The organism is Pseudomonas shiyinii, assembly GCF_056725765.1.
In genome coordinates, this window is record NZ_CM161522.1 from 5020596 (window position 1) to 5035292 (window position 14697).

Genomic DNA, 14697 nt, shown 5'->3' on the forward strand with positions numbered 1-14697 from the left:
GAGAGCGCCGCGTGGAATCCGAAGTCCGTCGAGTCCAACTCAGCCACGATCCACGCAGTCAGCATGACGACCCCTTGCTGGACAGTCTGCTGACCCTGTGTGTCCTGCACCAGAAGCCCGCCAGCCGGGCCATGCTGACCACCGGCCTGCCGCTGCCTGCCCAGCGCCTGAGCCCCGAGCTGCTGCCACGCGCGGCTGCCCGGGCCGGCCTGCAGGGGCGCTTGCTGCAGCGCAAGCTCGAGCATATCCCCAGTATCGCGATGCCGACCATGCTGCTGCTCAAGGAGGGACGTAGCGCCGTCCTGCTCGGCTGGGAGAACCAGGACACCGCACGTCTGCTGCTCAGCGAGAGCGACGGTGGCGAGGTGCATGTCAGCCGCGAGGCGCTGCTGGACGACTATAGTGGCTTGGTGTTCTTCGCCCAGCCGCAGCACAAGTTCGACGTCAACCACGGCAACCTGATCCCGCGTGCACGTTCCTGGTTCCGCGATACCCTGATGCGCAGCCGCTGGCTGTACATCGATGCCATCGCCGCGAGCCTGGTGATCAACCTCATCGCCCTGGCCGCGCCGCTGTTCGTGATGAACGTCTACGACCGGGTGGTGCCCAACCAGGCCACCTCGACCCTGTGGGTGCTGGCGATCGGTATTACGGGCGCCTATATCTTCGACCTGATCCTAAAGGGCTTGCGCAGCCTCTGCCTGGACCTTGCCGGCAAGAAGACCGACCTGATCATTTCGGCGACCCTGTTCGAGCGCATCGTCGGCATGGCCATGAAGTACCGCCCCGCCAGGGTCGGCAGCTTTGCCCAGAACATCCATGAATTCCAGGGGCTGCGGGACTTCCTTGCCTCGCTGACCCTCACCAGCCTGATCGACCTGCCATTCACCGTCCTCATCCTGATCGTCATCGCCATCATCGGCGGGCACCTGGCGTGGATCCCGATCATTGCCTTCCCGCTGGCCTTGGGTATCGGCTACGCCCTGCAGAAACCGCTGATGGCCACCATGGAACGAACCATGGCCCTGGCCGCCGAGCGCCAGTCCAGCCTGATCGAGACCCTGGCGGGACTCGATGCGGTGAAAGTCAACAACGCCGAAAGCGAACGCCAGTACATGTGGGAGCAGACCCTGGGCACGCTCAGCCGCCTGGAGCTGCGGGTCAAGATGCTGTCGAGCCTGGCAATGAACATCACCTCGCTGGTCCAGCAGCTGGCGGGCGTAGCGATGATCTGCGTCGGCGTCTACCTGATCATCGACGGCCAGCTCAGCATGGGCGGGCTGGTGGCCTGCTACATGCTCAGCGGTCGCGCCCTCGGCCCGCTCAGCCAGCTCAACGGGCTGCTGGCGCGCTACCAGCAGGCCAAGGTGACCATGACCGCCACCGACCAGATGATGGAGCTGCCCCAGGAGCGCAATTTCGAGGAGCGGCCCATGAGCCGTCGCACCCTGCAAGGCGCCATCGAGTTCCGAGGGGTCGACTTCACCTACCCGAACCAGCAGAACCAAGCGCTCAAGGGTATCAACCTGAACATTCGGCCGGGTGAAAAGGTCGGCATCATTGGCCGCAGCGGCTCGGGCAAGAGCTCATTGGCCAAGCTGATCGTCGGCCTCTACCAGGCCGACAACGGCTCGTTGCTGATCGATGGCGTGGACATCCGCCAAGTGGATGTCAGCGAGTTGCGCCACAACATCGGTTACGTGCCCCAGGACATCCAGCTGCTGGCCGGTACCCTGCGTGACAACCTGGTCAGCGGTGCTCGCTACATCGAAGATGAGCTGGTGCTGCAGGCAGCGGAGCTTGCCGGCGTGCACGAGTTCGCCCGGCTGCACCCGGACGGCTATGAGCTGCAGGTCGGCGAGCGTGGCCAAAACCTCTCCGGCGGCCAGCGGCAGAACGTCGCCTTGGGTCGTGCACTGCTGCTCAACCCGCAGATCCTGTTGCTCGACGAGCCCACCAGCGCTATGGACAACACCGGCGAAGAACGCCTCAAGCAGCGGCTGCAGGCGGTGATCGAAGGCAAGACGGTATTGCTGGTCACCCACCGGGCCTCGCTGTTGTCGCTGGTCGATCGCCTGGTGGTCATCGACCGAGGGCAGATTGTCGCCGATGGCCCGAAGGCCGCGGTCATGGATGCGCTGAAGAAGGGGCAGATCAGTGTTGCATAAGCTGGATATGGGGCGTTTCAAGGACAACCTGCGCCGCTATTTCAAAGGCTCGGAATCGCTCGGCGGGCAACCCTTGCCCGAGGTCAACAAGGCCCTGATCGAAGATGCGCCGCGTGTCGTGCGCCTGACTATCTGGGGGGTGATCGCCTTCTTCGTGTTCCTCATCGTCTGGGCCAGCTTCGCCCACATCGACGAGGTCACCCGTGGCGAAGGCAAGGCCATTCCGTCGTCCAAGGTGCAGAAGATCCAGAACCTGGAAGGCGGCATCGTTGCCGAGATCTTCGCCAAGGAAGGGGAAGTGGTGGAGGTCGGCCAGCCACTGCTGCGCCTGGACGAAACCCGCTTCGCCTCCAATGTCGGCGAAACCGAGGCCGACCGCCTGGCCATGGCCCTGCGCGTCGAGCGGCTGAGCGCCGAGGTGGAGGATCGCCCCTTGAAGATTGACGAAGAGCTGCGCAAGGCCGCACCGAGCCAGGCAGCCAATGAAGAATCGTTGTACCTGAGCCGCCGCCAGCAACTGCAGGACGAAATCGGCGGCCTGCAGCAACAGCTGGTGCAGCGCGAACAGGAACTGCGCGAATTCAATTCCAAGCGTGCCCAGTACGCCAACAGCCTGCGCCTGCTGCGCCAGGAAATATCCATGTCCGAGCCGCTGGTAGCCCAGGGTGCGATTTCCCAGGTCGAAATCTTGCGCCTGCGTAGGGCCGAGGTAGAGAACCGTGGCCAGCTGGATGCCACGGCCCTGGCCATCCCGCGCGCCGAGGCGGCGATCAGGGAGGTGCAGAGCAAGGTCGAGGAAACCCGCGGCAAGTTCCGCAGCGAGGCCCTCACCCAGCTCAACGAGGCGCGTACCGAGCTGAACAAGGCCACTGCCACCAGCAAGGCGTTGGACGACCGGGTCAACCGCACCCTGGTCACCTCGCCGGTGCGCGGCATCGTCAAGCAATTGCTGGTCAATACCATCGGTGGCGTGATCCAGCCGGGCAGCGATATCGTCGAGATCGTGCCGCTCGACGACAGCCTGGTCATCGAGGCGAAGATCCTGCCCAAGGACATCGCCTTCCTGCACCCGGGCCAGGAGGCCACGGTCAAGTTCACTGCGTACGACTACACCATCTACGGCGGGCTCAAGGCCAAGCTGGAACAGATCGGTGCCGACACCATCACCGACGAAGACAAGAAGACCACCTACTACCTGATCAAGCTGCGTACCGACCGCAGCCACCTGGGCACCGATGAAAAGCCGCTGCTGATCATCCCCGGGATGGTCGCCACGGTGGACATCATGACCGGCAAGAAGACCATCATGAGCTACCTGCTCAAGCCGATCATCAAGGCCCAGTCGGAAGCCTTGCGAGAACGGTGACCTTCCTTGGCTGCCCACAGGCGTTGCGGGCCTTGTGGGAGATTCTATGGTGCTAAACAAGCCAGCCGTGCAAATACGGCCCAGGCTCCGCGTGTTGGTGGGAGCTGGCGGAGCCTGCGATGGGCCGCAAAGCGGCCCCTTGAGTCTGGCTCCGCCGTTTGAGGGCTTGGGGCTGCTTTGCAGCCCATCGCAGGCTGTCGCCAGCTCCCACCGAGATTGCGCCGCTCTCAAGACTTGTGAAATCACTGAAACCAGGGCGTAGCCCTCGCATATGTTTATGCGTTAAAGGTATTTAAATTATCTTTCTTATGACTTTATAGTCATCCCCACTGCGTACCTGCCGACCAATCGGCGCGCCGCACGACTCGAACCCACACGGGAATATCCCCGTGCGTTTCTGATCGTTGCGCGCCCTTTGGTCGCGCATTGCGTGGGAGTGAACAGATGCCAGCCGCCTCGAACGCCTTGTCGTCCATCGACAGCGCCCAGCCGCAAACCTTCGATATCCGCCCATTCCCCGGTGCCGTCGGCGCCGAGGTCACAGGCATCGACCTGGCCCGGCCGATCAATGCTGCGGACTTCACCCGGATCCACCGCGCCCACCTCGATCATCATGTCCTGGTGTTTCGCGACCAGCACATCACCCCCGAGCAGCACATTGCCTTCAGCCGCCGCTTCGGCGAACTGCAGATCCATGTGCTCAAGCAGTTCCTGCTCGAAGGGCACCCCGAGATTCTGATCGTTTCCAACATCATCGAAAACGGTCGCAACATCGGCCTGGGCGACGCTGGCAAGTTCTGGCATTCGGACCTCTCCTATAAGGCGCTGCCCAGCCTCGGCTCCATGCTGCATGCCCAGGAGCTGCCCAGCGAAGGTGGTGACACGCTCTTTGCCGACATGCACAAGGCCTGGGACGCAGTGCCCGAAGCCTTGCGCAAGGTGGTCGAAGGCCGTAGCGCCGCTCATTCCTACACCGCCCGTTATGCCGAGACCAAGTTCGAGGGTGACTGGCGGCCCACCCTGACCGCCGCGCAACTGGCCGAGGTCAAGGAGGTCATCCACCCGGTGGTGCGTACCCACCCGGAAAACGGCCGCAAGGCGCTGTTCGTCAGCGAAGGCTTCACCACTCGCATCGTCGGCCTGCCGGACGACGAAAGCCGCGACGTGCTGCAGCAGCTCTACGCCCTGAGCGTGCTCGAGGCGAACATCTACCGCCACCGCTGGCAGCCTCACGACCTGGTGTTCTGGGACAACCGCTCGTTGATCCACCTGGCCGCCGGCTGCCCTGCGCACCTGCGGCGCAAGCTGTACCGCACCACCATCCAGGGCGATGCCCCTTTCTGACGACCGAGGATATTCATCATGCGCAAATCCATCAGCCGCTTGGCGGCGAGCATCGGCCTGGGCGTCACCCTGGTCGTCGGTAGCCTGGCCGCCCCGGCGGCGGCCCAGGCCGAAGGCAAGATCCGCATCGCCGAACAGTTCGGCATCGTCTACCTGCTGCTCAATGTGGTCCGCGACCAGCAGTTGATCGAGAAGCATGGCAAGGCGCAGGGCGTCGACATCCAGGTCGACTGGGCGCAGCTCTCCGGCGGCGCGGCGATCAACGACGCGCTGCTGTCCGGTTCGGTGGACATTGCCGGTGCAGGTGTCGGCCCGTTGTTGACCGTATGGGACCGCACCAAGGGACGGCAGAACGTCAAGGCTGTCGCCTCGCTGGGCAACTTTCCGTACTACCTGGTCAGCAGCAACCCGAACGTGAAGACTATCGCTGACCTGGGCGCCAGCGACCGCATCGCGGTACCGGCGGTCGGCGTCTCGGTGCAGTCGCGCTTCCTCCAATACGCTGCGGCCCAGCAATGGGGCGACAAGGAATACGCCCGCCTGGACAAGTACACCCTGGCCGTGCCGCACCCGGACGCCACTGCAGCCCTGCTGGCCGGCGGCACCGAGCTCAACGGGCACTTCTCCAACCCGCCGTTCCAAGACCAGGTGCTGGCCAACAAGAACGTCCACGTGGTGCTCAACAGCTACGACCTGCTCGGCCCGAACTCGCCGACCCTGCTGTTCGCCACCGAGAAGTTCCGCAAGGACAACCCCAAGACCTACAAGGCCTTCGTCGATGCGCTGGCCGAAGCCGCAGAATTCGCCCAGAAGGACAAGGCCGCCGCTGCCGATACGTATATCCGCGTGACCAAGGCCAAGATCGATCGCGACACGCTGATCAAGCTGATCGACAACCCGCAGTACGAGTTCACCGTCACGCCGAAGAACACCTACAAGCTGGCCGAGTTCCTTTACCGGGTCGGCGCCATCAAGCATAAGCCCGAGTCGTGGAAGGACTACTTCTTCCAGGACGAACGCCCGCTGCAAGGGAGCTGATCACCGATGACCGCCCCATTGCCAGGCCACGCGGCCAGCACCCTGAGCCGTGTCGCCACGCCACCGCTGTTGCAGGTGGACGACCTGAGCCTTGAATACCGCACTGCCCAGCGCGTGGTGCGGGCCACCCACCAGGTCAGCTTCGAAATCGATCGCGCTGACCGCTTCGTCCTGCTGGGGCCCTCCGGTTGTGGCAAGTCCACGCTGCTCAAGGCCGTGGCCGGGTTCATCGAGCCCAGGGAAGGGCAGATCCTGTTACAAGGGCAGCCGGTCAAGGGCCCTGGCCCCGACCGTATCGTCGTGTTCCAGGAGTTCGATCAGTTGCCGCCCTGGAAGACAGTGAAGCAAAACGTCATGTTCCCCCTACTGGTGTGCGGTCAGCTCAAGCGCGCCGAGGCCGAGGAGCGGGCACTGCATTACCTGGACAAGGTAGGCCTGGCCAATTTTGCAGACGCCTACCCCCACACGTTGTCCGGTGGCATGAAGGCACGGGTGGCCATTGCCCGGGCCCTGGCCACCCAGCCTAAGATCCTGCTGATGGACGAGCCCTTCGCCGCGCTCGACGCCCTGACCCGTCGCAAGATGCAGGAGGAACTGCTGCAGCTGTGGGAGGAGGTGCGCTTCACGTTGCTGTTCGTCACCCATTCCATCGAGGAAGCATTGGTGGTCGGCAACCGCATCCTGTTGCTTTCGCCCCACCCGGGCAGAGTACGAGCGGAGGTGCACAGCCACCAGTACAGCTTCGGCAGCCTGGGCGGTGCCGACTTCCAGGCCAGCGCCCGGCGCATCCATCGCCTGCTGTTCGACCAGGCGCCTGAAGCGCAGACCGCGGCAGAGCTTGGTTTCAACGATATCCGCATCGCCTACTGACAGGAGCTTGTGCCATGACGACCCTACCTGCGCGCCAGGAATACGAAGTGCAGCTGGCGCCGCTGCCCGATGTAACCCTCGAACGGCAGCTGCCCACTGCCCAGCGTCTCTGGCAACACGGTTGGTTGCGAAAGGCAGTGATCCTGCTGGTTTTGGCGGCGATCTGGGAAGGTATCGCTCGCTTCCAGGGCAACGACCTGCTGTTGCCCAGCTTCCTGCAAACGGCTACGGCGCTGTGGGATGGCCTGCGTAGCGGCGAGTTGCCGGCCAAGGTGGGTGTTTCGCTGGTGGTCCTGCTCAAGGGCTATGTGTTGGGCATCATCCTGGCGTTCGGCCTGACCAGCCTGGCGGTGTCGACCCAGTTCGGCCGTGACCTGCTCGGCACCCTGACGTCGATGTTCAACCCGCTGCCGGCGATCGCGCTGCTACCCCTGGCGCTGTTGTGGTTTGGCCTGGGCGACAACAGCCTGATCTTCGTCCTGGTGCACTCGGTACTCTGGGCGCTGGCGCTCAATACCTATGCCGGGTTCCTTGGGGTTTCGCAGACCCTGCGCATGGCCGGGCGCAACTATGGGCTGCGCGGTTTGCGCCTGGTGCTGCATATCCTGGTACCGGCGGCGCTGCCGTCGATTCTCTCGGGGCTCAAGATCGGCTGGGCCTTTGCCTGGCGCACGTTGATTGCGGCCGAGCTGGTGTTCGGTGCCAGCAGCGGCAAGGGCGGGTTGGGCTGGTATATCTTCCAGAACCGCAACGAGCTGTACACCGACAAAGTGTTCGCCGGGTTGGCCGTGGTGATCGTCATCGGCTTGCTGGTCGAAGGGCTGGTGTTCAATAGCCTGGAGCGGGTGACCGTGCGCCGCTGGGGCATGCAGCGTTGATGGTTTAGCCGGGGCTGCTTTGCAGCCCATCGCAGGCTGTCGCCAGCTCCTACCTAGATCGCGCCGCTTTCAAGATTTGCGAAATCACTGTGGGACTTGTCCCGCGATAGGGCCCACGCCGGTGCCTACTCCTTGTACAACGCCGCCGCACTGTTCAGCGTCTGCGCAATCTCCTCGCGCAGTGCCAGCGGCAATTCCACCATCAGCCCACCCCCTTGGCTCAACAGCCACCAGCGCAGCGGCCCGCCATCGCTGACCGTGGCCCGCAGACGGTGCCCATGCTCCAGTGCGGTGAGCTGCATGTCGCGGGTCAGCGGCGCCTCGCGCAACTGCCGGGCCAGCGCGTCGCTGATCCAGGCCTGCAGCGTGATGCCTGCCTCCTGCTCCGGCTGCAGCGCTTCGCTGCGCAGGTAGCCGTGCAGGTCGAAATTACCCCGCTGCTCACCCACGGCGCTGGCTGACCAATGCCAGCCGTACGGGATGCTTTTGTCGTTGCGTTCCAGCGGAAAGATCAATGACAGCTCGTTGAGGTCGCGTTCGATCGTGCGTTTGCTGACGCTGAAGCCCACATCGCGTAGGCGCCAGACCAGCTCGGCGCTGGTGATACCCGGGGGGCGGCTGGGCAGCTGGCGCAGCAGCGCCCATTGTCGGCTGAGGGTGGCGCGGGTGGTGGCGAACGGCAAAACGGAACGTCCTTGTCTAGGGTTGCCGCAATAGCATGGCGGCTGTCATGGATGCGTGGCAATTGGCCATTGCGTTGCTCAGATCAAGGAACCGACGTTTGGTTGCCTGGTTTCGATTCGTCCGCGACAGGTTCTGACGTGCTGTCGCGCAGAATCTCTGCCTCGCACAGTCGCGGTCGGATCTGTGGGTCGTTCAATGAGGATGAACATGTCTGCTGCCAGCAACATCCATTCGCTGCTCGCGCGCCTTCTACCCGAGCGGGTCACGCCAGCCCCGGCACGCCATGCCCTGCGTCATCGGCATTTCGTCGGCATCGGCCTGCCCAGCCAGCCCACACTGCCGGGCGAGCGCGCCAGGTTGGTCGCCCGTCTGGACGAGTCGAACGACCCGCAGCAGGTTTATCGCGACCTACGAGGCCAGGCACTGGAAGGCAGCGTGGCGGCGCTCAATGACCTGGGCTGGATCTGGCTCAACGGCAAGTACTGGCGCGCCGATACGCTGCTGGCCGGGCACCTGCTGCGCATGGCGGCCATGCAAGGCGACGCCATGGCCTGGTTCAACCTGGGCCAGCAGCACTATTTCGGCAAAGGCGTGAAGGTGTCCTACAGCCAGGCCGCGGAATGCTATCGGCACGCCTTCGAGCGGGGCATGTGCCACGCCGCAGCGGCATTGGGTGACCTCTACGAAGAAGAGGTGTGCGACCCAGCCCTGCAATGGCAGGTCGACCTGGCCGAAGCCTGCCAGTGGTTCCTGCGTGGGGCCGAACAGGGCGAACCCCGTTGCCGCTTCGAAGTGGGCTACCGGTTGCTCCATGGCGTCCATGTACAAGTCGATACCAAGGCCGCGTTGTACTGGCTGGAGCTGGCGGCATCCGCAGGCGTGATGCAGGCGGCCGAGGAATTGGCGGTGCATTACAGCCGCCGCGACGGCGCCCGCTACCTGAGCTGGCGTGACCAGGCGATCGAAATGGGCAGTGCGCTGGCGCTGACCATGAAGCTGGAAGACCAGGTCCAAGGCTGAAGCCGACGGCTCACATGAACAACAATTCATCCAGGCAATCTGTCGCCCCCGGTTGACGACAGGGGGAGGGCAGGGCGTAATATTGATAGTTAGCAAACTATGAATATCCTCGGTTCCTCACATGACACTTGATGCACTGCACATGAAAATCAGCAGCGGCATGGTCGTGGCTGCCCGCCATTGGCGGCGCATCTGCCAGGCGGCCCTGACCGGCTACGGGATTTCCGAGGCCTGCGCCGTACCGTTGCTGATGATCGTGCGCCTGGGCGATGGTGTGCACCAAGTGGCAGTGGCACAGGCCGCGGGCCTGGAAAGCCCGTCATTGGTGCGTCTGCTCGACCAGCTGTGCAAGGCCGGCCTGGTGTGCCGCAGCGAAGACCCACTGGACCGCCGGGCCAAGGCCTTGAGCCTGACTGGCGATGGCCGCGCGCTCGCCGAGTCCATCGAGGGCGAACTGGTACGCCTGCGCCGGGAGGTCCTGCGTGGTATTGACCAGGCTGACTTGGAAGCGACCTTGCGCGTCATCCATGCCTTCGAAGCAGCCGGCCAGGTAACCTCGGCATGAGTGGTTTCTTCAGCTCGGTGCCACCGGCCCGCGACTGGTTCTACGGCGTGCGGACCTTCGCTGCATCCATGATCGCCCTGTACATCGCCCTGCTCATGCAACTGCCGCGGCCCTATTGGGCCATGGCGACGGTCTATATCGTCTCCAGCCCGTTCGTCGGCCCTACCAGTTCCAAGGCCTTGTACCGGGCGCTGGGCACGCTGCTCGGGGCCGGCGGCGCGGTGCTGCTGGTACCGCCTCTGGTGCAGTCGCCGGCATTGCTGGCCGTGGCCATCGCCCTATGGACCGGCACCTTGCTGTTCCTGTCGCTGAACCTGCGCACGGCCAACAACTATGTGCTGATGCTGGCTGGCTACACCCTGCCGATGATCGCCCTGGCGGTGGTGGACAACCCCTTGGCCGTATTCGACGTGGCTTCTTCCCGCGCCCAGGAGATCTGCCTGGGCATCGTCTGTGCGGCGGTGGTCGGCGCGATCTTCTGGCCGCGTCGCCTGGCTCCGGTGGTGCTGGGCTCGGCCAACAGCTGGTTCAACGAAGCGATACGCTACAGCGACACCTACCTGGCCCGTGAGGTCGCCGCCGACAAGGTCGGCGGCATGCGGGCTGCGATGGTCGCCACCTTCAACAGCCTGGAAATGATGATCGGCCAGCTGGGGCATGAAGGCGCCGGGCCGCATACCTTGAAGAACGCCCGCGAGCTGCGCGGGCGGATGATCCACCTGCTGCCGGTGATCGATGCCCTGGACGATGCCTTGGTCGCTCTGGAAGGCCGCGCACCGGCCCAGTTCGCGCAGATCCAGCCGCTGCTGGAGGCGGCCCGTGGCTGGCTCGCGGGCACGGCCGAAGACGCTTCGCTGGCGCCCTGGAGCGCTCTGCATGAGCAGCTCGAGCGCTCGCAACCCAGTGCGGTGGCCATGGACCAGCGTCACGAGCTGCTGCTCTCCAACGCCTTGTACCGCCTGACAGAGTGGGTCGACCTCTGGCAGGACTGCTGCGCCCTTCAGCACGCTTTGCGCAAGGACGATGCCACGCCCTGGCGTGCGGTGTATCGGCACTGGCGCCTCGGGCGCCTGACGCCTTTCTTCGATCGCGGCTTGATGCTGTACTCGGTATTCTCCACCGTCACCGCGATCATCGTCGCCTGCGGCCTGTGGATCCTGCTCGGCTGGAACGATGGTGGCAGCGCGGTGATCCTCGCCGCGGTGGCCTGCAGCTTCTTCGCCGCCATGGACGACCCGGCACCGCAGATCTATCGGTTCTTCTTCTGGACGCTGATGTCGGTGATCTTCTCCAGCGTCTATCTGTTCCTGGTACTGCCCAACCTGCACGATTTTCCGATGCTGGTGCTGGCCTTCGCCGTGCCGTTCATCTGCGTCGGCACGCTCACCGTGCAGCCGCGGTTCTACCTGGGCACGCTGCTGACCATCGTCAACACCGCCACCTTCATCAGTATCCAGGGGGCCTACGACGCGGACTTCCTGACTTTCATCAACGCCAACATGGCCGGCCCGGTCGGCTTGCTGTTCGCCTTTATCTGGACCCTGCTGCTGCGCCCGTTCGGTGTGGAGCTGGCGGCCAAGCGCCTGACCCGCTTCAGCTGGCGCGACATCGTCGAGATGACCCAGCCGGCGACCTTGGCCGAGCACCGCCATGTGGGCGTGCAGATGCTCGACCGCTTGATGCAGCACCTGCCGCGCCTGTCCCAGACCGGCCAGGACAGCGGCGTGGCCCTGCGCGACCTGCGGGTGGGGCTCAACCTGCTGGACTTGCTGGCCTACATGCCGCGGGTAGGTGAACAGGCCCGTGAGCGCCTGCAGACCGTGGTCGAGGAAGTGGGCGCCCACTATGCCGCCTGCCTGCGCGCCAATGAACGCTTGCACGCCCCGGCGGCGCTGCTGCGCAACATGGAGCGCGCCCGCCAGGCGCTGGCCCTGAACGCGCAGCATGACCGTGGCGATGCCCGCGTGCACCTGTTGCATGCCCTGAGCGGCCTGCGCCTGGCCCTGTTGCCTGGCGTTGAAGTGATGCTCGAGCCTGCCGACCAACCGCAACTGCCCCCCGGCATCGATGGAGCGCCCTTGTGATCGGTGATCTGGATATCAGCGGGGTGTTCCTGCCCACGCTGCTGGTGATGATGGTCTTCACCTACCTGCTGTTCCTGGGCGTGCACGCCGTGCTGGTGCGCCTGCAGTTCTACCGCCTGGTCTGGCACCGGGCGCTGTTCAACGTTGCCCTTTACGCCGTGCTGCTTGGTGCGGTGGATCACTTTTGCCGAAACCTGATGGTGCCATGAAAAAACCGTTGTTGACCCTGGGCCGCGTGGTCCTGACATTGCTGGTGGTGACCTTCGCAGCCGTGCTGGTCTGGCAGATGGTCGTGTATTACATGTTCGCGCCCTGGACCCGCGACGGGCACATCCGTGCCGACGTGATCCAGATCGCCCCGGACGTTTCCGGGCTGATCCAGAAGGTCGGGGTGCGCGACAACCAGATGATCAAGCGCGGCGACGTGCTGTTCACCATCGACCAGGACCGCTTCACCCTGGCCCTGCGCCAGGCCAAGGCGACCCTGGCCGAACGCCAGGAGACCCTGGCCCAGGCCTCTCGTGAGGCGCGGCGTAACCGCAAACTGGGCAACCTGGTGGCGGCCGAGCAGTTGGAGGAGAGCGAGTCCCGCGAAGCCCGCGCCCGCTCGGCGGTAAGCGAGGCCCAGGTGGCGGTGGATACCGCCCAGCTCAACCTCGACCGCTCGGTGGTGCGCAGCCCCGTCGACGGCTACCTCAACGACCGCGCGCCACGTGCCCACGAGTTCGTCACCGCTGGCCGGCCGGTGCTGTCGGTGGTCGACAGCGCCTCCTACCACGTCGATGGCTACTTCGAGGAAACCAAGCTCAGCGGGATTCATATCGGCGATGCCGTCGATATCCGTGTGATGGGCGACAACACCCGCCTGCGCGGCCACGTGCAGAGCATGGCCGCCGGCATCGAGGACCGTGACCGCAGCAGCGGCGCCAATCTGTTGCCCAACGTCAACCCGGCCTTCAGCTGGGTGCGCCTGGCCCAGCGCATCCCGGTACGCATCGCCTTCGACGATGTACCGGAGGACTTTCGCATGATCGCCGGGCGTACCGCCACGGTGTCGATCATCGAGGGCCAGCGGCCATGAAACACCTGATGCTGGTTGGCCTGGCACTGTCGCTGGGGGCATGCGCCCTGGTCGGCCCCGACTACGAAGTGCCCAAGGATGCTGCCGTGCAACGCAGCGATCTCAACGGCCCGTTGCGCCAGGATGCAGACAGCGTGGTTTCGGCGCCGGTGCCGGAGAACTGGTGGCAGCTGTACCAGGACCCGCGCTTGAACGACCTGGTGCGCCAGGCCCTGGCTGCCAACACCGAGCTGCGTGTGGCGGCGGCCAATATCGCCAAGGCCCGTGCGCAGGTAGAAGTGGCCGAGGCCCAGGGCGGCTTCAACGGCGGCATCAAGCTCGGGGCACAGCGCCTGCAGGAATCCGGCGAGGCCTTCCTGCTGCCGGAGAAGGTACCGGTTGCCAACATCGGCGAGGCCATCATCAGTGCCTCCTACCAGTTCGACCTGTGGGGCACCTTCAAGCGCGGCACCGAGGCGGCCAAGGCCAATGCCGACGCGGTGCAGGCTGCAGCTGACACTGCGCGCATCACCTTGGTGGCGGACGTGGTCAAGGCGTACACCCAGGTGTGCTCGGCCAACGAGGAATATCACATTGCCCGTCAGTCCCTCGACCTGCAGGAGCAGAGCGTGCAGTTGAACCAGCGCCTGCGCGATGCCGGGCGCGGCGACGAAACCCAGGTCACCCGTTCGCAGACCCAGTTCAAATCCCTGCGCGCCGAGCTGCCGCGTTTCAAGGCAGAGCGCGAAGCGGGCCTGTATACCCTGGCAGCGCTGCTGGCCAAGCCGGTCGCGCAGCTGCCTGCCGGTACGGCCGAATGTGCCGAGCTGCCGCATATCGGCCAGCTGATCCCGGTGGGTGACGGTGCCGCGCTGCTCAAGCGCCGCCCGGACGTACGCCAGGCCGAACGCCAGTTGGCCGCTGCCACTGCTACCATCGGTGTGGCCACGGGTGCGTTGTACCCGGATATCAGTATCGGTGCCCAGGTCGGCACCATCGGTATCCTGGAGAACCTGGGCGACCCCTCGACCAACCGCTGGGGCTTCGGCCCGCAGATCAGCTGGAACATCCCCACCAACGGCACCCGTGCTCGCATCCGCGAAGCCGAAGCATCGACCCAAGCGGCACTGGCCCACTTCGACGGCGTGGTGCTCAACGCTATCCGCGAGACCCAGACCCGCCTGGCACAGTACAGCGCCTTGCTGGACCGGCGCGATGCCCTGGCCGACGCCGAGCGCTCGGCGAAGGAATCGGCCGAGCAGGTCCACCTGCGCTACCAGGCCGGGCGCGAGTCGTTCCTGGCCGACCTGCAGGCTACCCGTGCCTACACCGATGTCCGTGCGCAGCTGGCGGCGGCCAACAGCCAGGTGGCCATGGGGCAGATCGGTGTGTTCCTGGCACTGGGTGGTGGTTGGAAACAACCCGCAGAACACTGACTCCGATCGCCGGCAAGCCGGCTCCCACCTGTCCTGCGCTGCGGTTGTAGACACCGTCGAACCGGTGGGAGCCGGCTTGCCGGCGATAGGGCCGGGACAAGCAACTTAAGATCCTGGAGTGGCTTTTGTGCTGCGATCGAGGGCAAAGCCCTCGCCTACCATTCCAATATTTGTCACAAGATTT

Annotated in this window: 13 protein-coding genes; 12 read left to right on the forward strand and 1 reads right to left on the reverse strand. The window is 64.7% G+C overall.

What is annotated here, in order from left to right; translation table 11 throughout:
* Window positions 1-11 precede the first annotated feature (11 nt).
* From ACXHGZ_RS22710 to ACXHGZ_RS22735, 6 genes are all read left to right on the forward strand, one after another.
* Window positions 12-2168, forward strand: a complete 2157-nt coding sequence (locus ACXHGZ_RS22710; RefSeq protein WP_480461687.1) for a type I secretion system permease/ATPase — start codon at window positions 12-14, stop codon at window positions 2166-2168.
* Between the two features lie 7 nt (window positions 2169-2175).
* Window positions 2176-3534: an HlyD family type I secretion periplasmic adaptor subunit gene (locus tag ACXHGZ_RS22715; RefSeq protein WP_480464116.1), complete on the forward strand. Its 1359-nt coding sequence runs from the start codon at window positions 2176-2178 to the stop codon at window positions 3532-3534.
* 444 nt (window positions 3535-3978) lie between these two features.
* Window positions 3979-4878, forward strand: coding sequence for a TauD/TfdA dioxygenase family protein (locus ACXHGZ_RS22720; protein ID WP_480461688.1), 900 nt, complete (start codon window positions 3979-3981; stop codon window positions 4876-4878).
* Between the two features lie 18 nt (window positions 4879-4896).
* Entirely contained in the window at window positions 4897-5916 is a 1020-nt protein-coding gene (locus ACXHGZ_RS22725; protein WP_324818044.1) for an ABC transporter substrate-binding protein, read from the forward strand.
* A 6-nt stretch (window positions 5917-5922) separates the two neighbouring features.
* A complete protein-coding gene (locus tag ACXHGZ_RS22730) occupies window positions 5923-6786 on the forward strand; it encodes an ABC transporter ATP-binding protein (protein ID WP_480461690.1) in 864 nt (287 codons plus the stop codon).
* Window positions 6787-6800: 14 nt separating this feature from the next.
* The gene (locus ACXHGZ_RS22735) at window positions 6801-7664 is read left to right on the forward strand and encodes an ABC transporter permease (RefSeq protein ID WP_480461692.1); all 864 of its coding nucleotides are present in this window, start codon (window positions 6801-6803) and stop codon (window positions 7662-7664) included.
* Between the two features lie 125 nt (window positions 7665-7789).
* Here ACXHGZ_RS22735 and ACXHGZ_RS22740 read toward each other — a convergent pair whose 3' ends face one another.
* On the reverse strand, window positions 7790-8347 hold the full coding sequence (locus tag ACXHGZ_RS22740; protein WP_480461693.1) for a WCX domain-containing protein: 558 nt from the start codon (window positions 8345-8347) through the stop codon (window positions 7790-7792).
* 208 nt (window positions 8348-8555) lie between these two features.
* Here ACXHGZ_RS22740 and ACXHGZ_RS22745 point away from each other — a divergent pair, with 208 nt between their 5' ends.
* The 6 genes from ACXHGZ_RS22745 to ACXHGZ_RS22770 all read left to right on the forward strand — a co-directional run bounded on the left by ACXHGZ_RS22745 (window position 8556) and on the right by ACXHGZ_RS22770 (window position 14513).
* A complete protein-coding gene (locus ACXHGZ_RS22745) occupies window positions 8556-9368 on the forward strand; it encodes a tetratricopeptide repeat protein (protein ID WP_084856597.1) in 813 nt (270 codons plus the stop codon).
* 121 nt (window positions 9369-9489) lie between these two features.
* Window positions 9490-9933 carry a MarR family winged helix-turn-helix transcriptional regulator gene (locus tag ACXHGZ_RS22750; protein ID WP_324818744.1) on the forward strand — a complete coding sequence of 148 codons (444 nt, stop codon included), beginning with the start codon at window positions 9490-9492 and terminating at the stop codon, window positions 9931-9933.
* Entirely contained in the window at window positions 9930-12017 is a 2088-nt protein-coding gene (locus ACXHGZ_RS22755) for an FUSC family protein (RefSeq protein ID WP_324818741.1), read from the forward strand. The genes ACXHGZ_RS22750 and ACXHGZ_RS22755 overlap by 4 nt, the downstream gene beginning before the upstream one ends.
* Complete coding sequence (locus ACXHGZ_RS22760) at window positions 12014-12226, forward strand: DUF1656 domain-containing protein (protein ID WP_084856592.1); 213 nt, start codon at window positions 12014-12016, stop codon at window positions 12224-12226. The genes ACXHGZ_RS22755 and ACXHGZ_RS22760 overlap by 4 nt, the downstream gene beginning before the upstream one ends.
* Window positions 12223-13098 (forward strand): efflux RND transporter periplasmic adaptor subunit, encoded by an 876-nt coding sequence (locus tag ACXHGZ_RS22765; RefSeq protein WP_480461695.1) that lies wholly within the window; start codon window positions 12223-12225, stop codon window positions 13096-13098. Before ACXHGZ_RS22760 ends, ACXHGZ_RS22765 begins: the two co-directional genes overlap by 4 nt.
* Complete coding sequence (locus ACXHGZ_RS22770; RefSeq protein WP_324818735.1) at window positions 13095-14513, forward strand: efflux transporter outer membrane subunit; 1419 nt, start codon at window positions 13095-13097, stop codon at window positions 14511-14513. Before ACXHGZ_RS22765 ends, ACXHGZ_RS22770 begins: the two co-directional genes overlap by 4 nt.
* Window positions 14514-14697 lie beyond the last annotated feature (184 nt).